This is a genomic window from Chitinophaga dinghuensis (assembly GCF_003259435.1).
Taxonomy (GTDB): Bacteria; Bacteroidota; Bacteroidia; order Chitinophagales; family Chitinophagaceae; genus Chitinophaga; species Chitinophaga dinghuensis.
On the sequence record NZ_QLMA01000005.1, the window covers coordinates 455,172 to 480,821 of the forward strand.

The 25,650-nt window shown below is 46.1% G+C and carries 25 protein-coding genes; 7 read left to right on the forward strand and 18 right to left on the reverse strand.

The features are described from left to right. Positions 1-152: 152 nt before the first annotated feature. Both CLV59_RS17115 and CLV59_RS17120 read left to right on the forward strand, forming a co-directional pair. The gene (locus CLV59_RS17115) at positions 153-1,208 is read left to right on the forward strand and encodes a DUF2314 domain-containing protein (RefSeq protein WP_111593275.1); all 1,056 of its coding nucleotides are present in this window, start codon (positions 153-155) and stop codon (positions 1,206-1,208) included. After that, complete coding sequence (locus CLV59_RS17120; RefSeq protein WP_111593276.1) at positions 1,159-1,812, forward strand: YdeI/OmpD-associated family protein; 654 nt, start codon at positions 1,159-1,161, stop codon at positions 1,810-1,812. The genes CLV59_RS17115 and CLV59_RS17120 overlap by 50 nt, the downstream gene beginning before the upstream one ends. A gap of 32 nt (positions 1,813-1,844) precedes the next feature. Here the strand turns inward: CLV59_RS17120 and CLV59_RS17125 are convergent, their stop codons facing one another. Beyond that, the gene (locus CLV59_RS17125; protein WP_111593277.1) at positions 1,845-4,046 is read right to left on the reverse strand and encodes a B12-binding domain-containing radical SAM protein; all 2,202 of its coding nucleotides are present in this window, start codon (positions 4,044-4,046) and stop codon (positions 1,845-1,847) included. A gap of 172 nt (positions 4,047-4,218) precedes the next feature. On the opposite strand from CLV59_RS17125, the gene CLV59_RS17130 reads away from it, so the two are divergent. Both CLV59_RS17130 and CLV59_RS17135 read left to right on the forward strand, forming a co-directional pair. Beyond that, entirely contained in the window at positions 4,219-4,425 is a 207-nt protein-coding gene (locus CLV59_RS17130; RefSeq protein ID WP_111593278.1) for a hypothetical protein, read from the forward strand. A 1-nt stretch (position 4,426) separates the two neighbouring features. Next, positions 4,427-5,074, forward strand: a complete 648-nt coding sequence (locus CLV59_RS17135) for a YceI family protein (protein WP_111593279.1) — start codon at positions 4,427-4,429, stop codon at positions 5,072-5,074. Positions 5,075-5,249: 175 nt separating this feature from the next. Here the strand turns inward: CLV59_RS17135 and CLV59_RS17140 are convergent, their stop codons facing one another. From CLV59_RS17140 to CLV59_RS17200, 13 genes are all read right to left on the reverse strand, one after another. Further along, positions 5,250-6,455 carry a glycosyltransferase family 87 protein gene (locus CLV59_RS17140; RefSeq protein ID WP_170137792.1) on the reverse strand — a complete coding sequence of 402 codons (1,206 nt, stop codon included), beginning with the start codon at positions 6,453-6,455 and terminating at the stop codon, positions 5,250-5,252. A gap of 121 nt (positions 6,456-6,576) precedes the next feature. Then, positions 6,577-8,454 (reverse strand): TonB-dependent receptor plug domain-containing protein, encoded by a 1,878-nt coding sequence (locus CLV59_RS17145; RefSeq protein ID WP_111593281.1) that lies wholly within the window; start codon positions 8,452-8,454, stop codon positions 6,577-6,579. Between the two features lie 47 nt (positions 8,455-8,501). Continuing rightward, on the reverse strand, positions 8,502-10,511 hold the full coding sequence (locus tag CLV59_RS17150) for a TonB-dependent receptor (protein WP_111593282.1): 2,010 nt from the start codon (positions 10,509-10,511) through the stop codon (positions 8,502-8,504). Next, positions 10,504-11,373 (reverse strand): urea transporter, encoded by an 870-nt coding sequence (locus CLV59_RS17155; protein WP_111593283.1) that lies wholly within the window; start codon positions 11,371-11,373, stop codon positions 10,504-10,506. Before CLV59_RS17155 ends, CLV59_RS17150 begins: the two co-directional genes overlap by 8 nt. A 12-nt stretch (positions 11,374-11,385) precedes the next feature. Then, complete coding sequence (locus CLV59_RS17160) at positions 11,386-12,087, reverse strand: hypothetical protein (RefSeq protein ID WP_111593284.1); 702 nt, start codon at positions 12,085-12,087, stop codon at positions 11,386-11,388. After that, complete coding sequence (locus CLV59_RS17165; RefSeq protein ID WP_111593285.1) at positions 12,084-12,884, reverse strand: urease accessory protein UreD; 801 nt, start codon at positions 12,882-12,884, stop codon at positions 12,084-12,086. The genes CLV59_RS17160 and CLV59_RS17165 overlap by 4 nt, the downstream gene beginning before the upstream one ends. 9 nt (positions 12,885-12,893) lie before the next feature. Then, positions 12,894-13,532 carry an urease accessory protein UreG gene (ureG, locus tag CLV59_RS17170; RefSeq protein ID WP_111593286.1) on the reverse strand — a complete coding sequence of 213 codons (639 nt, stop codon included), beginning with the start codon at positions 13,530-13,532 and terminating at the stop codon, positions 12,894-12,896. Positions 13,533-13,555: 23 nt separating this feature from the next. After that, positions 13,556-14,251, reverse strand: a complete 696-nt coding sequence (locus CLV59_RS17175; protein WP_245950887.1) for an urease accessory protein UreF — start codon at positions 14,249-14,251, stop codon at positions 13,556-13,558. Next, positions 14,252-14,758 carry an urease accessory protein UreE gene (ureE, locus tag CLV59_RS17180; RefSeq protein ID WP_111593287.1) on the reverse strand — a complete coding sequence of 169 codons (507 nt, stop codon included), beginning with the start codon at positions 14,756-14,758 and terminating at the stop codon, positions 14,252-14,254. 14 nt (positions 14,759-14,772) lie between these two features. Beyond that, the gene (gene ureC / locus CLV59_RS17185) at positions 14,773-16,494 is read right to left on the reverse strand and encodes an urease subunit alpha (RefSeq protein ID WP_111593288.1); all 1,722 of its coding nucleotides are present in this window, start codon (positions 16,492-16,494) and stop codon (positions 14,773-14,775) included. After that, complete coding sequence (ureB, locus tag CLV59_RS17190; RefSeq protein WP_111593289.1) at positions 16,491-16,865, reverse strand: urease subunit beta; 375 nt, start codon at positions 16,863-16,865, stop codon at positions 16,491-16,493. Before ureB ends, ureC begins: the two co-directional genes overlap by 4 nt. Before the next feature lie 18 nt (positions 16,866-16,883). Then, positions 16,884-17,186 carry an urease subunit gamma gene (gene ureA / locus CLV59_RS17195; RefSeq protein WP_111593290.1) on the reverse strand — a complete coding sequence of 101 codons (303 nt, stop codon included), beginning with the start codon at positions 17,184-17,186 and terminating at the stop codon, positions 16,884-16,886. A 183-nt stretch (positions 17,187-17,369) separates the two neighbouring features. Continuing rightward, positions 17,370-17,768 carry a hypothetical protein gene (locus tag CLV59_RS17200; RefSeq protein WP_111593291.1) on the reverse strand — a complete coding sequence of 133 codons (399 nt, stop codon included), beginning with the start codon at positions 17,766-17,768 and terminating at the stop codon, positions 17,370-17,372. Between the two features lie 88 nt (positions 17,769-17,856). Here CLV59_RS17200 and CLV59_RS17205 point away from each other — a divergent pair, with 88 nt between their 5' ends. Then, positions 17,857-18,750, forward strand: coding sequence for a helix-turn-helix domain-containing protein (locus tag CLV59_RS17205; protein WP_111593292.1), 894 nt, complete (start codon positions 17,857-17,859; stop codon positions 18,748-18,750). Between the two features lies 1 nt (position 18,751). On the opposite strand, the gene CLV59_RS17210 is transcribed toward CLV59_RS17205, so the two are convergent. Together CLV59_RS17210 and CLV59_RS17215 are read right to left on the reverse strand one after the other, a co-directional pair. Further along, entirely contained in the window at positions 18,752-19,057 is a 306-nt protein-coding gene (locus CLV59_RS17210; RefSeq protein ID WP_111593293.1) for a CPCC family cysteine-rich protein, read from the reverse strand. After that, on the reverse strand, positions 19,054-19,350 hold the full coding sequence (locus CLV59_RS17215) for a hypothetical protein (RefSeq protein ID WP_111593294.1): 297 nt from the start codon (positions 19,348-19,350) through the stop codon (positions 19,054-19,056). The genes CLV59_RS17210 and CLV59_RS17215 overlap by 4 nt, the downstream gene beginning before the upstream one ends. A gap of 177 nt (positions 19,351-19,527) precedes the next feature. Between CLV59_RS17215 and CLV59_RS17220 the strand changes: the two genes are divergently transcribed. After that, positions 19,528-21,984: a TonB-dependent receptor gene (locus tag CLV59_RS17220; protein ID WP_111593295.1), complete on the forward strand. Its 2,457-nt coding sequence runs from the start codon at positions 19,528-19,530 to the stop codon at positions 21,982-21,984. 392 nt (positions 21,985-22,376) lie between these two features. On the opposite strand, the gene CLV59_RS17230 is transcribed toward CLV59_RS17220, so the two are convergent. Both CLV59_RS17230 and CLV59_RS17235 read right to left on the reverse strand, forming a co-directional pair. Then, a complete protein-coding gene (locus tag CLV59_RS17230; RefSeq protein ID WP_111593297.1) occupies positions 22,377-23,051 on the reverse strand; it encodes a hypothetical protein in 675 nt (224 codons plus the stop codon). Between the two features lie 23 nt (positions 23,052-23,074). After that, positions 23,075-23,845, reverse strand: a complete 771-nt coding sequence (locus CLV59_RS17235) for a DeoR/GlpR family DNA-binding transcription regulator (RefSeq protein WP_317048649.1) — start codon at positions 23,843-23,845, stop codon at positions 23,075-23,077. 157 nt (positions 23,846-24,002) lie between these two features. On the opposite strand from CLV59_RS17235, the gene CLV59_RS17240 reads away from it, so the two are divergent. Next, the gene (locus CLV59_RS17240) at positions 24,003-25,604 is read left to right on the forward strand and encodes a glycerol-3-phosphate dehydrogenase/oxidase (RefSeq protein WP_111593298.1); all 1,602 of its coding nucleotides are present in this window, start codon (positions 24,003-24,005) and stop codon (positions 25,602-25,604) included. The last annotated feature ends 46 nt before the right edge of the window (positions 25,605-25,650 follow it).

Below are 25,650 nucleotides of genomic sequence, written 5' to 3' on the forward strand. Positions count from 1 at the left end.
TTGAGTCGTCGGTTAAAACAATATTTCTCTCGGTAAAACCGGAACCAACTATTTTTACCGGTAAAAGTCCGGATACTGCTTTCCGTCGTATATAAAATTGCATCCCCCGTAGCCAGCCTGTTTACATCGAATACATTAGTAAATTCATTCACATGCTCTACAAATTTGTTACAAACCTCAAAAGACACTACAACAGGACCTTAAATTTCCTGTTAGCAAGACCGTTTAACCCGATTGATCAATCCTGGTCTGAAATTAAAGCAGGACTGCCCACTCCCCCGTTGAAACCAGAAAACTATGAACCCTTATTATACAAGGCGCTTCATACCATCGGTTATTTTAAATGCTCTCTTAAGCAACCCCGGCTCCAACAGCATAGCTTTGCAGTAAGGGTACGCCTTACAGACCAACAGCGCACCATCGAGCCCTGGATCACCTACCCTTTTTTCGAAAATGGCACGATCAATGGCATCATCAGTACCAAATGTCTCTCTAAAAAATATAAACCTGGTACTGAAATAACATTGCCAGAATCCTGTATCATCGACTGGATGATGGTGGAAGACGGTTTCCTCCTGGGCGGCTATTCCATCCGCATAGGTATGAAAAATATCGAACGCTATTACAGAAAAAATATCCTCGACCAGCTCCCCTACGAAATAGACAACGGCCATGATCATTTTGAACATAATCTTACTACTCCGGAAGGCGCCCTCTTATTGTTAGGGGATGCGATCGACTCAAGAGACCAAGACAGAATCCGCGCCTGTAAAGACTTCTACAGAGAAGCGCTGTATCTGCTCGGCACTTCTACCAGCCCTAAAATTCCAAGACCCATTACAGATGAAATGGTCCAACTCCTGGAACGCCGGCTGGAAGATATGTTCATGGCCGTAAATACCATGCCCAATACTTCTGCCTTCCATCAGGCGAAAAGAAGTTTTCTATATAAAAGACCCCAACGGATGAATGTTTGGGAAATAACAGAAATTAGAACATATTACAATCCTAAATTTAAAACACTGCACATCATCAACGTGCAGGAAACGCCCGACGGCTGGAAGGTATTGAGCAATATGAGCGATGTACAGCTCTACCCTAGGCCAGATAACGATAAAGGGCCCATTATGGATTTAACAGGTGACCACATAAAATTTTATGAAGACTACAACTTCCCGCTCTTCCTCAAAAACAGGAACAAAGAGTGATCCACGTATAGACGCTTATATAGAAAAGGCCGCAGCCTTCGCCCAGCCAATATTACAGCATTTCAGGCAACTGGTACACCAGGCATGCCCCGATGTAACCGAAACCATAAAATGGGGCTTCCCACATTTCGATTACAATGGCAGTATCCTCACCAGCATCGCGGGTTTCAAACAACATTGCGCCGTGAACTTCTGGAAAGCCGCCATCATGGATGATCCGGACAAAATCCTGACTGCCACCGGCGAAACCGCCATGGGACACCTTGGGAAGATTACCAGCCTGAAAGAACTGCCTGCCGATAAAATACTGATCAAGTATCTGAAACAGGCCGCCAAACTGATAGACGAAGGCGCGAAAGTTCCACAAAAGCCGAAAACAACCGAGAAAAAAGAACTGGAAATACCAGCAGATTTAGTGGCTGCATTGAAAAAGAATAAAGCTGCTGCGAAGACTTTCGAGGAGTTCAGTTACTCCAATAAAAAAGAATATACTTCCTGGATTACAGAAGCCAAAACGGAAGCGACCCGTCAATCACGTATAGCCACTGCCGTAGAATGGATGGCCGAAGGGAAAATCAGGAATTGGAAATACCTGAAGAAGTAATAGCAGCGGGGCTTAACGCCCCGCTTTTTATTTTAAAGCTTTAATAAACCCAGCTTATGTAAAGTGTTCACCGGTTTGTTATCCCAGAAAAGCTCGAAATCTTCCAGTCCGGCCAACTCATAACTTTGCTTTACCTCCTGCAACGTATAGGTCTTAGCGTTATTAACATCCAGCTCCCGGAGCATACCTGCCAGCCAGTTACCCTGTGGCGGATCTACACGGATGTTCACCGCTTCTTTCCTGCTTTGGAAGGTCAGGGAAGCCATCTCCCAGGTATTGCCTTTCTTCGATTTGGTGACAATCTCCAGGGCCGGTTGCCTACCCAGGAAAACCACTTTAGAAGTAGGTTTGATCGTTCCCGGCTCCTCTTCCATCAACGCATTCATGATATAATCCGGCGATATGGACGTTTTAGGCACCTTGAACTCAAACCATTTATTCAACGGATAATCCAGGCAGGCGCCATGCATAAAGTTCAGCAACGATTTCTTAAGTCCATAGCTGAAACTTTCATGATCGGCCCCTGTAGGATCGATGTGCATAATATCATTGTTAGCAAAAGTGCCTATTTCTTCGGTTTCCTTTTGCACTTTAAACTTCGCGGGGTCCATTCCAACAGGACTGTGAGCTGTCATGGTGAACTGATGCCAGTAAGCGGATTGCAGAATCCCTGCCTGGAACATCTGACGCACCATTTCCAGGGCATCGATGGTCTCCTGTGCGGTTTGGGTAGGAAAACCATACATCAGGTAAGCATGCACCATGATGCCGGCTTCTGTAAAGTGTCGGTTTACCCTTGCCACCTGGGCAACGGTAATTCCCTTCTGAATAAGGCCCAGTAATCTGTCGGACGCCACTTCCAGACCGCCACTCACCGCAATACAGCCGGAAGCTTTCAGCAGCAGGCAAAGGTCGCGGGTAAAGCTCTTCTCAAAACGGATGTTCGTCCACCAGCTCACATTCAGCTTTCGCTTAATGATTTCCAATGCCAGCGCCCGCATCAAAGCAGGCGGAGCGGCCTCATCCACAAAATGGAAGCCTGTCTGCCCCGTTTGGGCGATGATCGTTTCCATGCGGTCGCAGAGTAGCGAAGCGGCAATGGGCTCGTATATGCGGATATAATCCAGCGAAATATCGCAGAAAGTACATTTGCCCCAGTAACAGCCGTGGGCCATGGTCAGCTTATTCCAGCGTCCATCGCTCCAGAGACTGTGCATAGGGTTCACCACTTCAATAGCGGAGATATAGTCGTTCAGCAGGAAATCGCTGTAATCAGGGGTTCCTACCTGATGCTGCTTGTAATCCTGGCAGGAAGAGTTGTTGTAATATTTCACAGCGCCCTCTTCCAGCAGGAAGGTACGCTTGAGGTCAGACTGACTTTTATCTCCCAATACATAACCCAGCAAATTCTCTACCGGCGCTTCTCCATCATCCAGGGTGATAAAATCAATATATTCAAAAACGCGTGCATCTGAAAGGGAACGCAGTTCCGTATTAGGGAATCCTCCTCCCATGGCTATTTTCACATTAGGATAATGCGCTTTGATCCACTGTCCGCAACGGAAAGCGGCGTAGAGATTACCAGGGAAAGGGACAGATATGGCCACCATCTGCGGCTGCACCTCCTCCATACGTTGTTGCAGAAGCTTTATCAGCAACTCGTCGATATAGGTAAATGGCTGCTGTAAGGCAAGGTGGAGCTCATCGAAGCTATTAGCAGAACGGCTCAGCTTCTCGGCATATCTGCTGAAGCCGAAGTGACTGTCCACACATTCCATGATCAGATCAGAAAGATCCTCCAGGTACATGGTGGCCAGGTGTTTGGCTTTATCCTGGTTTCCCATGGAGCCAAAAGCCCAGTTCAGATCATCCAGTTGCGCAAAACGGGAGGCTTCCGGCAGGTAATCCCTTTTTACGATGAGATGGGCAATAGTAGGGTTCTTCCCCTGCAGGAAGGATATTACGGCATCAACAGTATGAATATAATCCTCCTGTAATGCAAGGATGCGGGCAATATTCTCCGATACTGCGCCTACAGGGTGATGGTGGATATAAGAAAACAGATCAGTTAATCCCTGTTTTGAGAATAAGGACAGCGTCACTTCTATACCGAGGTCCGACTGAAAGGAACTGATCCCTTTTGTGTTCAGGAAGCCTTTCAGGTATGCGGTGGCCGGATACGGCGTGTTCAGCTGTGTAAATGGTGGTGTAATTAAATAAACTGTCTTGCTCAAACCAGGTATTTTAAGCCGCAAAGGTACGACAACCCGGCGGCGAATAAAAATTCAGTTAAAACCCTTTATGGGGGCTATTTTCACAATTATCCTACTAAATTAGTAGACTTTATTTGGAAATCATGCGGGCTCCACCTATCTTTGGTATACCACCACGGATAAAGCCGCTGGAATGCTGCACTTACAGGAGAATTTCATTCTCCGTATATCCTTTGCCGTTATCCGCAACAACTGTATTTTTGCTCCCCGCCAGCATGGAGGAGCCAGGAAGTTAACGTCTAAACCGCTTTTTATGCTATTCCTGTTGGTGGTACTATTGATAAAAAAATGGCGTCAGAAACATTTCAGACGCAACTATTTATATACAAACCAGAAATAACATGCAAAAATTAGCATCCCTTTTATTTATCGGCGGCGCCATCCTGATGGTGTCTCATACGCTGCCTGCTGTAGCAAAAGATGGTAAGAAAAAAGCAACTACTCATACCGTTGTTGCCAAAGCCGCTACCTTCCAGGTAGATGCCAAACAAAGTAAACTGAATTGGGTAGGTAAAAAAGTAACCGGTCAGCATAGCGGTACCATAAACATCGCTTCCGGCTCACTGGCACTGGAAAATAATGTACTGAAGAGCGGTAATTTCTCTCTGGATACCCGCAGCATTGCAGTTACAGATATTAAAGATGCCGACGGCAATGCCAAACTGGTAGGCCATCTGAAAGCAGACGATTTCTTCTCCGTTGAAAAATATCCTACTTCAGACTTCGTCATCACCAGCCTGAAAGCTAAAGGTAATGGCGCTTATGATGTTACCGGTAATCTCACCATCAAAGGCATTACCAATCCTATTACCTTCCCTGCAAACGTTACCGTAAATGGTAATAACCTGGTAGCAAAAGCCAATATCACCGTGGATCGTACCAAATACAATATTAAATACGGTTCTAAAAACTTCTTCGCTGGCATCGGCGATAAAGCCATCTACGATGAGTTTGAACTGGAAGTAACACTTGTAGCGAACGCTAAGTAAGCGCCCATACGATTGTCAGCTGACCTGGAAGTACGTATAATTGTATTGTCTGAAAGGATAGTACGGTATGCCGACTTCCAGGTCAGTTTTTTTATATGCTAACGCTTACGCACCTACGTAAAAACAAAAGGGGCGCCCGCAATAGCAGACACCCACATTTGTTTGCAAAATCAAGTTAGTCAATCTTGACCTTGCCGCTTTGAAAAAAGAGACTTGACTGTATATATAGTAATACAAATAAGCAGGGTAAAGACTTTAGGTGATATTCAACAGCGATTAGGTTAATAAACTTGGGTACTAAATCTGTTGGACATAACGATGTAACAAATATCAGTATTGTCAACAAAAGAATTGTCACACATTTGTGTGAAAACATCACGAGAATGGCCACTGCCCCCGTTACCGCGATCACATATGTAGGCGGTTCGGTGGCCTGATTAAAGATCACCGCCCATATCAATAAGTAGGCAGCCATCAGCCAGCGACTCCTGGAATCCTTTGCCCTGGCGGTATTGAACAAGGCGAGGATTAAACCTGCAAACGCAATTCCCATTACAATTTTATCCACGACTGTAGATGCCGTATATGGCAGATGCCGGAAAGCGTCTATGGTAGCGAATAAGGAGCCATCTTCTTTTATTTCAGGACTACTAATCAACTGAAACCAATCATGATAGGTTTGTAATAATTCCGTTGGCGTAATCACCATCAACGGCAGCAAAGTGCCTATGAGCCCATATATCAGACAATACTTCAGGTACTCCTGCTTCTGATCATAAAAGAGAAATAAAATTCCCACAATAGCGCCATACCCTTTGATAAAAAAGCAGAGACAAGTAAATAGTGCTGCGAGTCGGACATTTCTTCTTTCGAAATTCACCACCGTTAGCAGCATCAACGCTACCATGGCAGGATTCACCTGCGATGACTGCACTGCATTCAGGACTTCGAGCATCACCAGTGCGCCAATAATATTCTTTTGCTTAGGCGTAGCAGGCAATTGATGCACTGCATATAATACCAGTCCGCTATTGAAAAGCATCCATAGCAGCAGTCCTACCTGTACAGGTAATAAAGCAAAAGGGAGAAACAGGACCGGAAAACTGGGATGATAGAGATAATAATCGAAATAGGCCGTCGGGTATAGATCATACAAAGGCAGATGCTCCACCAGATGCGTCCAGGATGTACGGAAGATGATAAAATTATTGAATCGCTCCGTCACCAATGCCTGACAGTACAGAATAAGGGTTCCCAGCAGAAATATGCTGGCTATCAGGATACTAAATCGCTTTTCGCGTACAGTTGGTAAGGTTTTGAACACCCCGGCGGATGCAGGGACAGGCAGCCGCCACTGATTGGTCACAACTCCAGTTCTCACAGTACAGAATATTTGGTATATCTCTATTACGCAAGTTGTCCTGTTTACCCTCTAACGGTTAATGGCTTGTTAAAATGCAGGCAATGGCAATAAAAAATCCCGCCATGGTGGCGGGATTCAGTTATTTGAGTTTAAAAGATGCGCCTAGCGTCATCCAACGCCCCGGCATCGGCACCGCTCCTGCTTCGATGTAGGTTACATCCAACAGATTGGTCGCATCTGCATAAATCTTAAATCGTGGTTGATGATAGGCAATCCTAGCATCAATTAACGTATAGTCCTTATAGTTAATACGCTTACAGTATCTCATATTGGCAGAAACGCTGAAATGCCCGGCAATATTGGTTCTCGCACCTGCGATAAACTGATGCCTCAGGCTCTCAATAACGTATCTGCTGATTTTATTATGAGTGTCGTCTCCCTTAAAATCAGGCGAGAGATAATTATACCCAACATTCAGCCCCAGGCTATTAAAGAATCCTTTTTCCTGGAGGATGGTATTATAACCTACGCTACCAGTCAGTCCTTTCGTATCTGCACGCTGGAAATTCTGTGGCTGCCATGGTTGTGGCAGACTGTCTTTCACATAGTCAATGAAGTCGGAGATCTGGCGATAGAATCCGCTTGCAGCGAAATTGAATTTACCGGCATATTTACGGATGCCCAGTTCTGTATAAACGGCTTTCTCCGGTCCCAGCTGGTCGTTCCCGATAATGCTGGCACTTTTATAGTAAAGGTCTGTATAGGTAGGAAGACGCTGTGCTGTCCCGGCAGTAGCATATACTTTCAGATCCGGTGTGATATTGAACCCTACGTCGGCGCCAGGGAAAAACTGCCAGCCGTACATGGTGTTATAATTCAGATAGCCTCCGAGAGAGAAGTTCAGTCGCTTATCGCCACGGGTTTTGTACTCCGCAAACGCACCCAGGTTGGTACGCTCATGATTTCCCAGGTTGGAACTGTTGATATGCTCATAACGAGCTTCCACGCCAGCGCCAAACAAACCAATCTTCGTATCGAAGGTATTGTTCAGCTCTGCATCCACGATGTTGGTGTTATGCAGGTTCCTGGCCTTTGCAATGGTCGTTTTGATATAACGATAATCATCTTCTGCAAAACGATAGCTGATTCTTGGCGTCATCAACCAGTTGCTGGTTATCTTATGACTGCTGCTAACAGCTGCCAGCGCAGTTTTCACATATTCCTTGGATTCAATATCTCCAGGTGCGGCATAGTAAGCATTTGCGCCATACTGATTATCCACGTAACCTGCCAGCACACTGACACTATTGTCTCTGTTCATCCGGAAATCGCCCTGGTACAGCGCCTTCGTATTCTGATAGGCCGTATTGTAGCGATAACCATTACCAGCATTCATACTGGCGGAGAGAGACTGGTTGCTTTTATCTTTCACTACTGCGCCGGAAGCACCGAGGCTATAGCTATTATATAATTTGTTGTTATCATCTCTGTGGAAGCTGCTTCCCAGGTTTCCGTTCACCTCTGCCCCACTGGCAGCGGCTTTGCGGGTGATGATATTAATCGCGCCATTCAGGGCATTGATACCGTAAATACGTGCCGCAGCTCCGCGTAGTACCTCGATATGGTCTACATCATTCAGCGAAACCGGGAGGTTCATAATGTTGTGGCCTGTCTGCGGATCGGTAATTTTAATACCATTTACCAGTACCAGCGTCTGATCGAATGTACCGCCATCCAGGCCTATATCTGCCTGAACGCCGCCAGGACCGCGCTGACGCACGTCCAGGCCTGGCACAAATGCCAGTACCTCATTAATACTAACAGCCGCCATGGCATCAATCTGCCGGCGGCTGATAATAGTTATATTCCTGTTCGATTGTTTTAAAGGAGCCGACAACCTGTTTTCTTGTACTATGACTTCATCCAGGCTACGGATTTTGCCGGTTGTATCCGGCTGCTGCTGCGCTGCGGCACTAGACGCCATGCAGGTCAGCAACATAAAAAAGCTACCGCGCATTATAATGACTATTGGTCTAAAAGACCGCAAAGCTAAGGGATTTTGGATTAAAACCTCACGGCAATCCCTGCTTTGAGCGCAAATGGCGTACCTGGCGTAAAGCAAAGTTCCGTTACAGGGTTCGGCTCATTCCGTAATCTGGTTTCTGTTTCAAACTGGGCTTCGTTCCAGTTTACATTGAATAAATTTTGTACGCCCAGCGTAAAATCCAGCTTTCCACGGGTATAAGCCAAGGCCAGATCGTTTACAAAATAGCCATGAGCAGTCACACTGTTATCTTCATTGGCAGGTCTCGCCTTCATATAACGGTAACGCATATTCGCAGAGAACCCTTTACCAAATTGTACGGCCGCGCCACCAGTGCTGGTCAGTACCGGCGCCAACGGAATATAATTCTCCCCTTTAGGCTCATCAATGAATCGGCCATGGGCATAGTTTACATCCGCATCCAGGTATAACCATTTAACCGGCTGATAGCGCACACTCAAGTCCACACCCAATCTCCGCGTTTTGCCGCTCGGTTCTACTACTGCGTCGTCGCCTACATATACGAATTCCTGCTGCAGATAAGTGTACCAGATGGCCGGCTGTATCAGTAAATTATGTATCGGTTTCCAGACAGCTCCCAAATCAGCGCCAGCAGACATCGGCATAATTTGTCTTCCCTGTTCCTGTATCACCACACGCATATCGTTGGAATGGAAACCCAAGCCTGTCTTCAGATACCACTGAATATGCGGATTCGGGGAATAACTGAAATTCAGTTTTGGACTTACCCTTGCCGCCTGATCTCTTCCTGTGGAAGACAACAACTTATCATGATACTTAAACAGGATCTCATCGAAACGCAATCCAGGAGCGATGCTCCATCCATTCTTACGCCATTCCAGGCCCGTATAGGCATAGAGGTTAGTTTCCGTACCATTTCCCCAGGACTCTCTGCCCAGCAAGGAATCCCGGCGATATACATGATTCAGTTCCAGGTCTGTGATATCATCCATGCGGAAGCCAACACCTGATTCCCAGCGGAAATTTCCAAAGTTTTGGGTGTATTTCTGCTGGAAGCCAAACATGTTACGATCATCGCGCTGCTGGATTTCATCCCCGTTTACAGGATCTTTCAGGAAGAAAGTGAAGTTGGAAAAGAGATTAAATTCATAATGCGTGTAATAGAAAAAAGATTCCGTTTCCGCATTGTTGTTAAAAATATGACGCCACGTAAACGCCGCATTAGTACGCTGTGTGCTGCCACCTTCTGTAGGATCAATAGAACCCCAGCGACTGATAAGCCCTTCCTCTACTGCCCTTTCAGGAATTTGTCCGGATGCATTCCAACTGCTATGAAAAGTAGATGCCAGGAAGCTGATGTAGTTGCGGTTGTTCAGCCATTTATTATATTTCCCAAAAAGGTTGAGGCGATTGAAATGCTGCGGCACGTCAAATGGACCATCCGTATAGCCATAGTCTGCCGCGATATAGGCATTCTCTGCACGCTCGCCACTTTTATGGAGGAGATTAAACAAGCCTGTTCCGCGGATCGTATTGAAGGAACCGCCTTCCAGCTTCACCATACTGGATGAGAGACTATCAAATGTATGAAAGCTGACATAACCGGAAGTATTCAGATCGCCTTTGGAAGGATAGTAAGCGCCTTTACCAAAGTCAATCCCCTCAATGGTTTCCGGGATAAGGAAATGCAGATCAGCATACCCCTGGCCATGCGCATGCGATACCATATTTACAGGAATACCATCTGCGCTGATATTAATATCTGTACCATGGTCGTTGTCAAACCCCCTCAGGAATATCTGTTCTGCCTTACCACCACCCGCATGTTGTGCGATAAATAATCCGGGTACTTTGCGCAGCAAATCCTGTGCAGTATTTACCGGGGTCATTTTGAGATCCACTTTCAGCATGGAGCGTTCTACTCTGGGCGCTGTCACTTCGATTTGTGAAAGGTGAGATTCCTTCATCGGTATGGAATCTTGTGGTTCACCTGCAAAAGCATGGTTTCCGACCGCCATCAGAGCGGCAATCATCATTCGTCTATTCATTCTTCTTACTAATCTTTGTTACTCCTGCTTTCAATCCCAGTGTTATCCAGGATGCCAGCACAAATGGGAAAGTGAGAACTGCCAGGTTGAATTCCAACATTCCAAAATCAATAAATACTGCCAGGAACACGGATATCAATACCCAAATCCCATCTGATCTTTTAGGTCCGGCGAAAGCAATAGCGCATAACACCGCATTAAAGCTAAAGAGTCCCATATGGATCTCCTGTGCCGGTTCTCTGAACTGTGTGGAGATATAGGCTCCCAGCACTGATGCCGCCGCGCCATACAACGCTGCAATGGGCGATCCTACAAACACGCCAAGGAAAAATATTATCCCTGCCAGTACACTACCTTGAAAAATCACTTCTCCAAAACCATGCGTAGACACCGTAAAGTCATCATATGCCTGTGCAACACTGCTGACCTCTGGCGAAGGTCCTACTACGTAAAGATGCTTGAAAACATACAATAATATCCAGGTGATTATGATAAACGGAAAAGTAAATCCAGGAAGCTTGCGCCGGATCATTGCGTGCTGGATAATAGCAGCCAGCGCTGAACCAACAATCAATGCTACCCAGATAACAGGTACTGGTTCGAAATAGAAGGTCAGAGCTACGCCTACCAAGGTGGCGCTAAAGCCGTATAGTCCCTGGTTAATTTCCTCCTCCGGGTAGTGCAGGAGTTTGGCGGTTAAGGTACCAATACAAACTGCCAGCAAGGCGCCAATACCCATTACATAGGAATCATAAAAGATCCCTACCAGGAAAAGTACGCCTGTCCAGGCGTTCGCTTGCAGCATGATCTGCCCTACGCCCCTAAAGATACGGGCGACAGGTAACAACTTTTGTTCTTGCATGTGTATGAATATTTACCAGCCGAGGAATACCATTCCAATGCCGCAAAGGGTAACTACTGCTCCCCCAATGGCATGTACATAGCGTTCCAGTTTATCGGTTTTTATAATGGAATAGCCATAACATCCCACCAATACCATGGCCAGCATGGTGAGTACGGTGGTGATGGCAAATACAGTTATCAATACTATCACTTCCAGCGCTGAGCGATGAGAGCCTGAGTAGAAAAGCAAAGGAACCAATGGTTCGCTGGGGCCCATCACGAAGATGGCAAATAATATCCAGGGCGTGACTTTCACACGGTTCTGCGGATATACGACTTCTCCATGTTTATGTTCATACACATAAATATCTCCATCGCCATATACGTCAAAATGCTTGTGCGGCTTATTCAGCCACGCCTGACGCAATCCCCAGAGCAGATAGATCACCCCGAATCCCAACAGGCACCATCCGGAAAGATTGCCTCTTACATCCTGGAACCAGGTCAGCCTCGACAGCTGCCAGCCCAGCAGTACGCCCAACAGTCCGATCAACACCGAACTGAAGATATGCCCGAAGCCACAGAGCACTGTCCACAACACCGTTTTAGACATCTTCCATTTACGGGAGCGCGATAAAACGATGAACGGCAAATAGTGATCCGGGCCGGTAGCAGTATGCAAACAGCTGATGGTAACTGCCGAAACTACGAGTGTTGTTAATCCTACATTCATGAAACCTGTACCTGTTTTTCAATTGTCCAGAAATAGGCAGCTATCCTTTGCAGGCAGGAAAACAATTGCTCTCCGCCATTGCCTAGAATACGTACTGCCAGCACCTGTGAAGAAGGACTGCTCATACCTATCGCAATTTCCTTCTCCTCTCCCAGCATCTCATACAGCATATTTACGCTGTCTTCCTCTATTCCCGTTCGGGTATTTACATGCAGCAATGTTGCCTGATGTGTGAATCCTTCCATTTGTCCTATTGCCGCCATATCCACCAGGGTCGGCTGCAGGAGGAGATTATCTTTAATCAGCAGGCGACCGTTATGAAAGATCTCAGTGATGTTATGAAAAGAGCGGTATCTAAATACCTCGCCGGAATGCTTTCTGCCACAGGTAAGTATTTCCCCGAATGTCAGCAGGCAGTTGTCTGCCACATCAATACGGTTCTTTCCTTTAAAAATGGCATTCTCATGTGGCACCACGGGATGTTGCACATAGCTGAAAGCGGCGCCAGGATGAAGTTGTATCTTCTGATGCTGCGTAGCGCCGTGTTTCATATTGAACAGCCGCTGGTACGACTGGGACTGGAGCTGGAGACGACTTCCTTCCTCCACCACAATATCTATATCATAGTCGTCTCCGTCCAGCATTCCCGGTGATGAGCTCATAATCATCAGGTATACCGCAGGATCGCTGCGATGTTCGCTGATGTCCGCCACCCGGAAAGGTGGCGTAAAAAAGGTATCTTTCAGGTATGATCGCTGGTTTTTAAAGCCGCTCGTTATCGTTAGCCTGTTCTTCATGCTCGTTTTTTATCTCACCAAAGCTGGTTCTTCTCTTTCTTCCAGCAATGCATATTTCTGTATCCATCCAATCACGGTATCCAGTCCCTGGAGAGACATCAGGTTAGTGAATACGAAAGGTTTACCGTTACGCATTTTGCGGGCATCTCTTTCCATCACACCCAGATCGGCATGTACATAAGGCGCCAGGTCAATTTTGTTAATGACTAACAGATCGGAGCGGGTAATACCAGGGCCGCCTTTACGCGGAATCTTGTCTCCCTCTGCCACATCAATAACAAAAATGGTAACATCCGCCAGATCCGGGCTGAAAGTAGCACTCAGATTATCGCCGCCGCTTTCTATCAGAATAAGTTCCACATCCGGGAAACGGGCCGCCATTTCATCCACAGCTTCCAGGTTCATACTGGCATCCTCGCGGATAGCAGTGTGCGGGCATCCGCCGGTTTCCACGCCGATAATGCGTTCTTTAGGGAGCAGACTGTTTTTTGTCAGGAACTCCGCATCTTCTTTCGTATAAATATCGTTGGTAATAACACCAAGACTGTATTGATTCATCAGGTGACGAGACAGCCTTTCAATGAGAGCTGTTTTACCGGAACCTACAGGTCCGGCTACGCCAATTTTTACATATTTTCTATTACTCATGACCGGGAATAATTTTTAAAAGTTTAAGACATATAGAGCCTGGAGTACAGGCGTTCATGTTGCATGCATCGGATGTCAAACCCCGTGTTACATACGCCGACCAGGTCTCTGTCGAGGTGAATGGTTTTATCTACCAGCTCACCGATGACTGTTTGCATCCGGAACAGGATATCCTGACCGTCCAACTGACTGAGAGGCACCAGCTTCACCGCGTTGGTGACCATTCCGGCAGCAGCATTATAGAAGAAGGCATACAATGCTTCCGGCAAAGGAATCTCTAACAGGGATGCATATACGCCAAATGCGATGGCATAATGACCGTCTGTTTGTTTCGCAGCGATGGCATTTTCGTATGCCGAAGCAAAAGCGAATTCTTTCTGCCGACGGAAAATTTTGATCAGGCGCAGGCCCAGTTTCTGGCTGGCATTGCGGATTTCTGTGGGCAGTTTAAGCGCGCTCAGTTCCGCGTCCAGCAGGAGTAGCGCTGGCAGATTGTTCTCCGCTGCCGCCTGGTAAGCCAGGCAAACGAAGGCCGCATCATTGAAGTGCAGGTTCGCCGTCAGCATTTGCCGTACAAATTGTTCAGCAGTGGGCGTATTGTGAACGATCCCTTGCTGCACATACGTTTCCAGTCCATTGGAATGCGTATAACCGCCAATGGGAAGTGTGGGATCACTTAAATGCAGCAGACTGCCGAGAAAAAAGCGGTTCATCATCATTTATCTCGATGTTAGGCCCATAATTTTGGAGAACAGTGAGCTTCCGCCGCCACTACCGTGACTATGCGGCTGTACGTTGGCATTCAGCAAATTCGTCAGTCGGGTATGTTGCTTTTCGGTAGCGTATCCGCTGGCCAGTAGCCAGCGGAATATTGGTTCCTCGAAAGGCAGTAATACCTGATCGTTTTGTATGAATACGGGGAGATGCTTGTTCCCGATTTCGTAGCAGACACTCCCCATTTCCAACAGGTTACGGGGAGTGACTACAATCGCATCGCTGGGAATAATATCCACCACTACTGCATGCTGCTCATCCATCATCAGGATATCACCCTGGCGAAGGCGCTGGCCTTCCCGGAGAAACCGGATAGCTATCTCGCGACCTGCCGCTGTTTTCTTCCGTTGGATACGTTTCGTTGTTTCAAACCACTCCAACGGCAGCAGGTCTATTTCCAGATTCGCCACCGACATTTCAGCCGTATTGCCCAGCACTGATTCTATTATCATACCTTTTATTTTTCTTAGAACAGGAAATAACGTTGAGCCAAAGGCACAACAGCTACGGGTTCGCAGGTAATCACCTGACCATCCACGCGTACCTCGTAGGTTTCCGGATTCACCGTGATTTCCGGCGTTTTATCGTTATGGATCAGATCTTTCTTTCCGATATTTCGACAACCTTTTACTGGCAGTACTACTTTCTCCAGGCCATATTCTTTCACAATACCTTTATCCAGCGACGCCTGTGAAACGAAAGTGATGCAGGATTTCTGCAAAGCTTTACCGTAAGCGCCGAACATTTTGCGGAGGATAACCGGCTGCGGTGTAGGAATACTCGCATTCGGGTCGCCCATTTTGCTGGCGATGATCATACCGCCTTTCACAATCATTTCTGGTTTAGCGCCAAACAAAGCTGGTTTCCACAATACGATATCTGCAAATTTTCCGGGCTCGATAGAACCCACATGCTGGGAGATACCATGTGCAATAGCCGGGTTGATGGTATACTTAGCCACGTAGCGTTTTGCGCGGAAGTTGTCATTCGTGCCGGATTGATCTTCTGGTAATGCGCCGCGTTGCAGCTTCATTTTGTCGGCTGTCTGCCAGGTACGTATAACGACCTCGCCTACACGACCCATTGCCTGAGAGTCGGAGCTCATGATGCTGAATACGCCCAGATCGTGCAGGATATCTTCCGCAGCAATTGTTTCCGGACGGATACGGGAGTCGGCGAATGCCACATCTTCCGGAATGCTTTTGCTCAGGTGATGGCATACCATCAGCATATCCAGGTGTTCATCAATCGTATTTTTGGTGAACGGACGGGTAGGATTTGTAGAAGCCGGCAATACATTTGGATACATGGCCGCTTTGATAATATCAGGAGCGTGACCGCCACCAGCGCCTTCCGTGTGGAAGGTATGGATAACGCGGCCATTGATGGCATTCATGGTATCTTCCAGGAAGCCCGCCTCATTGAGCGTATCTGTATGGATGGCTACCTGTACATCGTATTTATCTGCCACTTTCAGAGAAGCATCGATGGTAGCAGGAGTAGCGCCCCAGTCTTCATGAATTTTCACCCCCAGTGCACCCGCTTCGATTTGCTCAGCAATTGGCGCTTCTGTAGCACAGTTACCTTTACCGAAGAAGCCCAGGTTCATAGGGAATGCTTCGGCAGATTGCAACATACGACCGATGAACCATTTACCTGGCGTAACGGTAGTAGCGTTTGTACCATCTGCTGGGCCGGTACCGCCGCCAATCATGGTGGTTACGCCGCTGAACAGCGCTGTTTCAATTTGTTGCGGAGAGATATAGTGAATATGGGTATCGATACCGCCGGCAGTAGCGATGAGGCCTTCGCCGCCATGTACTTCGGTAGAAGCGCCGATGATCATGTTGGGCGATATATTATCCATGGTATCAGGGTTACCTGCTTTACCAAAACCAACAATACGACCATCTTTAATACCGAGGTCACCTTTCATGATACCCCAGTGATCCAGTACGATTACGTTGGTGATCACAAAATCGAGGACACCTTCATCACGTTTCGCAGTGCTGGATTGGGACATACCATCACGCACCGTTTTACCGCCGCCGAATTTGTTTTCCTCACCGTAGGTATTGAAATCTTTTTCGATTTCTATAATCAGATTTGTATCGCCCAGGCGAACTTTATCGCCAACGGTAGGGCCATACAAATTTGCATATTTGGTTTTATTTATCTTCAGGCTCATGACTGTTTGTTTTTAAAGTGATTGGGTTCGAGTTTAGCCATGGCCGCAGCTTTGGCGGCATCGGTGGTCGTATCGCCGTCTACGAGGTTGTTATGGCCGAAGGCTTTTCTGGTACCGCCGATAGTGACCAGTTCCACTTCCTTTTCTTCACCTGGTTCAAAGCGTACGGCGGTACCTGCAGCGATGTTGAGGCGCATACCGAATGCTTTTTCACGATCAAAGTCCATTTTGCGGTTCACTTCAAAGAAATGGAAATGGGAGCCGATTTGCACCGGACGGTCAGCAGTATTTACCACTTTCACTTTAACAGTGGCGCGACCTTCATTACAGGTGATATCTCCTGCCTGGATAAAGTATTCTCCGGGAATCATGTGAGATGAGTTTAGATTTTATCTGATAGGGTTATGAACGGTAACCAGTTTAGTACCGTCGGGGAAAGTTGCCTCGATCTGTACGTCGTGAATCATTTCCGGGATGCCTTCCATGACATCTTCACGCGTCAGGACGGTGGCTCCGTATTGCATGAGTTCAGCCACAGAGCGCCCGTCGCGGGCCGCCTCCAGCAAGAGACTGCTGATATAGGCAATAGATTCAGGATAATTGAGTTTCAGGCCCCTTGCTTTACGCTTGGCAGCCAGTTCTCCGGCCAGATGGAGCAACAGTTTCTCTGTTTCTCTGGGAGTCAGATGCATATGAGTAAAATTTTAGAAGATAGCAATGAAGTGCCCTTTTCGGAAGACCAAGGCTTACGAATATACAAATCCGCACGAAGTAAAGTTCGGCCAGAATAGCCGGCATGCGGAGGGCTAACACAACGGCAATTAGTTGCAGTTACTTTTTACAAAGCAGACTAAAAACCGCTATGGTGCAGGAAATTAAGATTGAAAAGGAATCAGTAATTGATGATGCTGAATAAATCTGGGGACAGCGGGGACGGGTCGTTCCGCGTGCACAAATCCGGTATAATACTCCGGAATTGTCTCCTGTCTTTCCAGGAGAGAGAGATAATATACAGAGAGATTATTGAGGAGGAGATGCGAATGCTCGTTAAATAAACGGCTCACATCTTCATCATTATCGTTGTCGTTGATGTAAATTAGCTGTTCCAGATGAAGACATTCCTGCCCCGTCTGAAGCTGAGTCATATCCGCATTGGTAGCGGATAATGCTGTTCTGCTACCACCGCTGTGCAGCAATGGCCCCTGATTTTTTCCTGTGAACGAAAAGCCTGTCAGGAAGAGAAGTAATAATATGTATCTAAAATACAATTTCATATTCCGGACATGCAAATTACGTCGAAATGAAAAATCAGACTAGCACAAATCATGACTATTATATCCAAAAACCGGTAATTTTGTACTTATGAGATCTTCCGTTAAAATTTTTTCCAACTTCGAATATAAAAAGCAGTTCCTGCCGGGTGTTTCCAGCAAGGTACTCCTGAACGATGCACAGCTGCAGGTATACAGGATTGAGGATTACCTCCGGGATATTGTAATACCCGTGCTCCCCTATCGTACCTCATTTAACTTTTTGATCTTCGTGACGAAAGGACAGATTGTGCAGCAACTTGAAACTGGGTCTCACCGGCTAAATGCCAATGCTATACTACTCATCCGCCAGGGGAACATTACCGCTACGCTGGAAATCTCCAGAGATGCAGAAGGATTCTTTGTGGTTTTTGAAAACGAAGTAACTGAATCTCTTGCACTTAACCGACAATTATTCAACTTCTTCTTTACCTCTCCCTTCGTTAAATTACCCACCCCTGCCGTTAAATGGCTATCCCAGTTGGTGCAGTTAATGGAAGAAGAACTGGCCTCTAAAAATACTTCCCTGGAAGTAGCCATCGGCGTATTCCGGCCTTTCCTGCAGAAGATCATCGCCTCCGCTGCGGAAGGCCACGGCAATATGACCAGGGCCACAGAAATATCCCTTCACTTCCGCGAGCTGGTACAACAGCATCACCTGAAACAAAGGCAGGTTTCCTACTATGCGGAAAAGCTGAACATTACAGAGAACTACCTGAACAAGGTCGTCAAACAGGCTACTGGTAAGCCTCCCAAACAATGGATTAACGAGGTAAACATCCTCCATAGCCAGATCCTTCTCCAGGATGGTAGCAGAGACATTTCCAGTGTGGCCTTTGAATTGAATTTTCAATCACCCAATTATTTCGCAAGGCTATTCCGGCAGGTAACAGGAGAATCCCCCACCAATTATAAGAAACGAGTGGCGATTAATATAGGGAAATAGATTACCGCAAATAGTTAATCCCACTAGCGGACGCATATTGCACAAACTCCCTGGAACAAGCCCCATATTCCAGAAAGTTGTTGATCCCTTCCTGTAAGGTCATATGATTCGGAGAACTATAGTATTCCGGATTACGAATACCATCATCCTCCCAATAACAATTGGGACAGGTAACATACTCTCCGAATTCAGGTAAAGTCCTGTGACCGCAACAGGGACATGTTTCATGTATCACAGTATTTTCAATTATGGTATCCACTCTTTCCGTCCTGATGATCTCCTCCGGACATTCCAATTCTTGGTTCATGAAACCACTTCGTTATCCTCTCCAGCCGCATTTTCTGGTCTGTATTCAGGAAAGCTCATCAGAAAACCTTTCCTGTGATCCTCCAACCATTTATCTATCTCATAGGTCCTGACATTCGCCTCAAGTCTTTCAAAGGCTGCTTTCGACTTATCCTCATCCAGTAGTTGTAATGGAATATTGTGCAATAAATCAGAGATCCAAAACAAGGGCTTATCATTCGTTTCTAATCCCTGGGCCCTGAACTGTACCAAAGTACTGTATAATATATAAGCTAAAAATTGCTGTTCGTACATAGGCCAAAAATTCAATAATCTTTAAAGTTTTCATGTATCAAAACAGGTCTGCATGTTATATTTCCATTTCGTCCCATTTTAACGGTAATTCGTCACAAAACCTTTCACCAGGGTCGGTTCCGGGCTACATTTAGACTGCAATTAACAAACTCTTATCCGCCTTTCAAAGCCCTTAAAATGAAATTATTTTTAACAACGCTTCTCCTTCTATTGTGGCAGTCCCAAATCATGTTCGGACAATCCCAACCTATCAGCAAAAAGATTACCGGCGTTATCCATGATGCACAGCACAAACCCATCCCGGGTGTAGCTGTTGCACTGCTGCATCAAAAGGATTCATCGCTGGTAAAAAGCGAGGTAACAAGTGACAATGGTGACTTCCTGTTCAGTGATCTCCCGGAAAATAACTATATACTCAGCACTTCTTATAAAGGACATCATCAAATCTTCAGTACCGTTATTACGGTCGACAAGCTGCATCCGGATGTTAAACTGCCGCCAATGATGATATCCTTATCAGGCACAAAACAACTGCAAGGAGTAACGGTTACTTCCCAGAAACCAATGATTGAAGAGCAAATTGACCGTACAGTTGTCAATCCTGCCAGTATGATTACAGCCGCGGGAGGCAATCTGCAAGACATATTGACAAAATCGCCAGGAGTAGCCATTACAACAGGAGGCGATATTACCCTGAATGGGAAAAGTGTACTGGTACTGATTGACAATAAACCAACCTACCTATCAGCGCAGGACCTCGCCGGATACCTGAGAGCCATCCCCGCTGTAAACGTAGACAAACTGGAATTAATGTCGAATCCTCCTGCCAAATATGATGCCGCCGGTGCAGCAGTAATAAACATCCGTTTGAAAAAAAACCAGACGGCCGGTTTCAACGGAAACCTCTCTCTCGGCTATAACCAGGGCCGCTACGACCGTAGTAACTCCGGGCTTAATCTGAATTACCGAACGCCTAAAATGAACCTCTTCAGTAACCTGAGTTATAGTCGGGATAATTACTATTCTCTGGATACTTACGACAGACAGTTAAGTACAGTACAGGGACAACCGCTGTCATCCACCCATTTGAATAATCAGTCCCTTTCCCGTGCCAATGGCTATAACGGAAGGTTTGGGACCGACTTCTTTCTCACCCCCAAAACCACGCTGGGCGCCGTTCTCAGCATTGGTACGAGACCCAGAGAAGAATACCTCCATTCCTCCAATATGCAAAGGAATGCCAAATCCGAAATAGATTCTATCGGCGAGGGCTATACGAATGGTCAATATAAATGGAGGAATACCGGTGTGAATCTGAACTTTAATCACCAATTCAAAAAAACCGGGAAAGAACTATCCGCTGATATGGACTATATCCGCTATTATTCCTACGGAACACAACAGATAGCTGGTACTTCCTTCTGGCCGGATAATACGCCCATCAATAGTTACAGCCAATTATTTCAACAGCCCCTTACGATCAATATCTATGCTTTCAAAAGCGACTACACACAGCCTTTCCTGAAACGCGGCAGATTGGATGCCGGTATAAAATCAAGTATCGTCGATACAGATAATGATAACCAGTTCTATTATGCGAGTGGGAATGATATGTTAGCGGACGACAGTAAAAGCAATCATTTCATCTACCGGGAAATGATCAATGCCGCCTATATAAGTCTGAATAACAGTTGGAACCGTTTCTCCCTGCAAGCGGGTTTACGACTGGAGCATGCTTATACGAAAGGAGAACTGGAAACCTTATCTGCCAACAAAGATTCCGCCTTCACCAATAATTACCTGAACCTCTTTCCTACAGCCTATTTCCAGTATAAACTGGATAGCTCAGGAAAAAATACACTGACATTATCCTATGGCAGAAGAATACGTAGACCCAATTACCAGCAACTGAATCCATTCACGCTGATGAGGGATCAATATTCTTTTACAGGTGGAAATCCAGGTTTGAAGCCAACCTATAATAACCGGATAGAATTGAAGTACTCCCATCGGGGCCGGTTTAACTTCACCCTTGTCTATGATCATGTAGAAGCACTTGTATTCCAGGGAACAATAAGAGAAGGCAACGCCTTTATCAGCAGACCCGAAAATCTCTTAAACGGATATGGCATAGGACTCATTAATAATGTGTCATTAACGCCTCTCCCCTGGTGGAACCTGAATGCAAATGTACTCCTCCTTCGGTTGACTTACTCCGGTGGCGCGACTCTGGAGCAACCAATAGATGGCCATATTAATACCGGAGGAGTTACCCTCATCAACCAGTTCAAATTAAATAAAACCTGGAGCCTGGAATTGTTCTCTTATTTCAGAGGGAAAACCAATGCTGGTCAGTCATATAGCCATTCTTTCTGGTACCAGGATGCAGGTGTACAAAAAACGTTCTTAAAAGGGAAAGGAAATGTGAAGCTCAGTTTCAATGATATCTTCCAAACATTTATTTACAGAGATGAAACCATTTCTATCTTGCAAACCACCGCTTATCATACCGGAGAAACGGATAACCGGCGAGTAGGATTGTCGTTCAACTACAAATTTGGTAAAGATGCGTTTAGCCGTAAGCGTAACCATAATAATGGCGGAGCGGATGCGGAGCAGGATCGCGTTAACTAATCGTTCTGTTTGAGTATCTTTTACCTGCGTCCAAGGATCTGGAAATAGGTAAACAGCGTTACAACCATCAACCAGATAAGCATTACCACCCACTTCTTCTGTTTGCTACTATGCTTAAAAAGTAGTTTCAGAATAAATATACCCGGCACAAATACAATCGCTAAAAATATAACGATAAAGATAAATATCACAAGTATTATTTGGTTACCCGTAGGGCTGCCACAAAGTAGTTGCATAGGGATTTATTATTTGTTTTCTTGAAAGGCTGTATCAAAAACAATACAGTCTTTCAAGAATGTAATATCCATTTTAAGTGCCAAATAAAAATTATTAAGCAGGCCTTTATTGTATTCTAACAAGCCATCAGCGATTTCAAAGGAAAATTTCCCCGCTCAGGCATCATAAAAAATACCAACAATAATTCGCCCTTGCTTATTCTTCCACTTGATCCACCCCTCATATTTTTCATCGTTTGTCTGCACATGTAACCAATCACCTTCAATCTTCTCCGGCCTGTAAAAGACGTCCTCCTCCACATTATCGGGTACGTGTATTACCTTAGCAGTATCACTTTTACTTGCTCTGAGCGGATTGTTTGTTTCATTGAAGTCTACAAATACCGCCTCAGTAATATTCTCTTCCCAGGTTTTCTTCATGAAATTATAGTCATTAGTGCTAATGTATTTTTCTTCTCCGGTGCTTTCATTCACAATTACTTTATACTTGTCCTTTTCTACGGCTGTACATCTGAACATCAGGAGCCAGTTTTCTGACTTAGCGGCATAAGGTGAAAGGGAGGTATCTGCAAATGCATCATCAAAGGTGATTTCTTTCCAGGTGCTACCATCCGCATTCAGCAGAAGGAATGTCCTGTTGGAATCTGGTTTTAAGGTAATCACCCCTGTATTAAGTGCAGGTATCAGTTGGTCGTTTTCAGGGAGACGCGTGTCTGCAGGTGGGCTGCCATTACTCGTTGCGGCAGTTTGTGGAGCGTTCTGGAAATCGCAACTACTTACTCCCATTAGTAACAACAGGAGCATTAAAAGATAGGCTATATTGATTTTCATAAGTTTTAGTAATAAACGATTCGTTATACCAACGTCACCTTCACCCCTGCTTCTTCCAATTGTTTCACCACATGTTCCGGTATGCCTTTATCTGTAATAATTTCATCTACCTCTTCCAGGCCGCAAATCCTGCCAAAGCCTCGCTTGCCAAACTTACTGGAATCTGCCAGGACAATGGTTTTCTGCGCAGTGGACATCATTTTCTGATTCAGATGCGCCTCCATGATATTGGTGGTGGTGAACCCAAATTCCAGGTCAATGCCATCTACTCCCAGGAATAACTTGCTACAGGAGAAATCTGCCAATACCCGCTCTGCATAAGGCCCCGTAACAGAAGAAGAACTATTACGCAGATGTCCGCCCAATTGTATCACCTCTATTTCCGGGTGCCGCAATAACTCCAGGGATACATTCAATGCCCCTGTAATCACCATTAACTGCCCCCGTGGATGGATATGCCTGGCCAATGCCTGCACCGTGGTACCAGAAGCAATAATAATCGCATCATTGGCGTCTATCAATGCCGCTGCTGCCTGCCCAATAGCCTGCTTTTCCTCGCGGCGGATATGTTCCTTTTCATTCACCGGTTTATCGTTCGTATATGGATTGGCCGTTGTGGCGCCACCATGTGAACGAAATAAAAGCGACTTATCCTCCAGCAGTTTCAAATCCTTTCGAATTGTAACAGCGGAAACATCCAGCTCCTTACAAAGGTCCAGTACGCTAACTGATCCCTTTTCCTGGAGTTTATCCAAAATATATTTATGGCGTTCTGCAATGTTTATCATAGACATACCGTAAAATTAACGGTTTGAAAACGGAATTCTTCCAAATATCCAATTATTTTCTTTCTTTTCATTTATTTGTTTACTTTAGTTTCGAAATGTTTCGTTTCTTTATTTCACGAAAGGAATCAGAAGCAACTGAAACAAAACAAAAGCAAATAGGACCATGAAGCGGTTAGATGCAATTCAACAAATAAGACAGATGGGCGAAAATGCCTGGGATCTGCTAATTATAGGCGGAGGCGCCACCGGCCTCGGTATTGCCATGGATGCCGCCTCCAGAGGTTATAAAACACTGCTCCTGGAACAGGCCGACTTCGCCAAAGGGACCTCCAGCAGAAGCACCAAACTCGTACATGGCGGCGTAAGATACCTCGCCCAGGGAGATGTAGCCCTGGTTAGAGAAGCCCTCTATGAAAGAGGCCTCCTCCTCGCCAACGCCCCGCATCTGGCCCATAACCAACAATTCGTCATTCCTAATTATAGCTGGTGGCAAGGCCCCTTCTATACCATCGGATTAAAAGTATACGACCTCCTCTCCGGGAAATTAAGCCTGGGAAAATCACATCATATCAGTAAATCGGCCGTAGCTGCACGACTCCCGAATATCCAGACATCAGGACTCAAAGGAGGCGTCGTTTACCACGATGGTCAGTTCGATGATGCACGACTCGCAGTAAACATAGCACAAACCGCCGCCGCTCATGGCGCCGCACTCCTGAACTATTGCAAGGTGATCTCACTGGATAAATTGAATAACAAAATATCCGGCGCGATGGCACAAGACCTGGAAACAAATGAAACTTTCCATATCCGTGCAAAAGTAGTCATCAATGCTACAGGCGTTTTCGTAGATGAAGTGATGCAAATGGATAATCCACAAGCACCCAACATGGTGCGCCCCAGTCAGGGTGTACACCTGGTGCTGGACAGCTCCTTCCTGGACAGCGACAGCGCCATCATGATTCCTAAAACCTCCGACGGACGCGTACTGTTTGCAGTCCCCTGGCATAATAAAGTATTGCTGGGCACCACCGATACGCCACTGGACGAACATAGTCTGGAACCGGTAGCACTGGAACAAGAAATAAATTTTATCTTGAATACGGCAGCGCAATATCTAACGCGTATACCTACTCGTAAAGATGTAAAAAGCGTATTCGCAGGACTGCGGCCACTGGCAGCGCCACAAAAGGATACTGGCAGTACCAAGGAAATCAGTCGTAGTCATAAACTCATCGTTTCCGACGCAGGGTTGATCACCATTACCGGCGGAAAATGGACGACCTTCCGCAGAATGGCAGAAGATACCGTAGAACTGGCGATCAAACAAGGCGGCCTGACACCTGTGGCCTGTAAGACGAAAAGTCTGCGTATTCACGGTTATCAGCAACGCAATACCGAAGCGGCGCCACTGGACGTTTATGGCAGCGAAGCGGCCAATATACGCTCCTATGTATCCAGAAACCCAGAAATGGGCAAACAACTGCATCCTGCTTTCCCTTATATTGGCGCACAAGTAATATGGGCTGTAGAGCATGAAATGGCCCACACAGTGGAAGATGTGCTGGCCAGACGACTCCGGGCATTATTCCTGGATGCAGCGGCAGCAGTGCAGATGGCCCCACAGGTAGCCGCCATCATGGCCAATGCCACCGGTAAAAATGAGGAATGGATAGCAACAGAAGTACAGCGCTTTACCGCCCTGGCCGCAAATTATCTCCTCCAGGAACCAAAGCCGGTTGGAGCGTTGGCGGTCTCCCTGTAATCAACTATCCAAAATAGTAAAACCTATCATCCACGATAAAAAGAAA

Coding starts and splice junctions, on each gene's coding strand:
- ureE (WP_111593287.1), bottom strand. CDS start 14,758: ATGATAATAGAATCAGTGCTGGGCAATACGGCTGAAATGTCGGTGGCG.
- ureB (WP_111593289.1), bottom strand. CDS start 16,865: ATGATTCCCGGAGAATACTTTATCCAGGCAGGAGATATCACCTGTAAT.
- CLV59_RS17150 (WP_111593282.1), bottom strand. CDS start 10,511: ATGAATAGACGAATGATGATTGCCGCTCTGATGGCGGTCGGAAACCAT.
- CLV59_RS17145 (WP_111593281.1), bottom strand. CDS start 8,454: ATGCGCGGTAGCTTTTTTATGTTGCTGACCTGCATGGCGTCTAGTGCC.
- ureC (WP_111593288.1), bottom strand. CDS start 16,494: ATGAGCCTGAAGATAAATAAAACCAAATATGCAAATTTGTATGGCCCT.
- CLV59_RS17200 (WP_111593291.1), bottom strand. CDS start 17,768: ATGAAATTGTATTTTAGATACATATTATTACTTCTCTTCCTGACAGGC.
- CLV59_RS17175 (WP_245950887.1), bottom strand. CDS start 14,251: ATGATGATGAACCGCTTTTTTCTCGGCAGTCTGCTGCATTTAAGTGAT.
- CLV59_RS17130 (WP_111593278.1), top strand. CDS start 4,219: ATGCTGCACTTACAGGAGAATTTCATTCTCCGTATATCCTTTGCCGTT.
- CLV59_RS17165 (WP_111593285.1), bottom strand. CDS start 12,884: ATGAAGAACAGGCTAACGATAACGAGCGGCTTTAAAAACCAGCGATCA.
- CLV59_RS17155 (WP_111593283.1), bottom strand. CDS start 11,373: ATGCAAGAACAAAAGTTGTTACCTGTCGCCCGTATCTTTAGGGGCGTA.
- CLV59_RS17210 (WP_111593293.1), bottom strand. CDS start 19,057: ATGAACCAAGAATTGGAATGTCCGGAGGAGATCATCAGGACGGAAAGA.
- CLV59_RS17115 (WP_111593275.1), top strand. CDS start 153: ATGCTCTACAAATTTGTTACAAACCTCAAAAGACACTACAACAGGACC.
- ureG (WP_111593286.1), bottom strand. CDS start 13,532: ATGAGTAATAGAAAATATGTAAAAATTGGCGTAGCCGGACCTGTAGGT.
- CLV59_RS17220 (WP_111593295.1), top strand. CDS start 19,528: ATGAAATTATTTTTAACAACGCTTCTCCTTCTATTGTGGCAGTCCCAA.
- ureA (WP_111593290.1), bottom strand. CDS start 17,186: ATGCATCTGACTCCCAGAGAAACAGAGAAACTGTTGCTCCATCTGGCC.
- CLV59_RS17235 (WP_317048649.1), bottom strand. CDS start 23,845: ATGTCTATGATAAACATTGCAGAACGCCATAAATATATTTTGGATAAA.
- CLV59_RS17205 (WP_111593292.1), top strand. CDS start 17,857: ATGAGATCTTCCGTTAAAATTTTTTCCAACTTCGAATATAAAAAGCAG.
- CLV59_RS17135 (WP_111593279.1), top strand. CDS start 4,427: ATGCAAAAATTAGCATCCCTTTTATTTATCGGCGGCGCCATCCTGATG.
- CLV59_RS17240 (WP_111593298.1), top strand. CDS start 24,003: ATGAAGCGGTTAGATGCAATTCAACAAATAAGACAGATGGGCGAAAAT.
- CLV59_RS17160 (WP_111593284.1), bottom strand. CDS start 12,087: ATGAATGTAGGATTAACAACACTCGTAGTTTCGGCAGTTACCATCAGC.
- CLV59_RS17215 (WP_111593294.1), bottom strand. CDS start 19,350: ATGTACGAACAGCAATTTTTAGCTTATATATTATACAGTACTTTGGTA.
- CLV59_RS17120 (WP_111593276.1), top strand. CDS start 1,159: ATGAAGACTACAACTTCCCGCTCTTCCTCAAAAACAGGAACAAAGAGT.
- CLV59_RS17230 (WP_111593297.1), bottom strand. CDS start 23,051: ATGAAAATCAATATAGCCTATCTTTTAATGCTCCTGTTGTTACTAATG.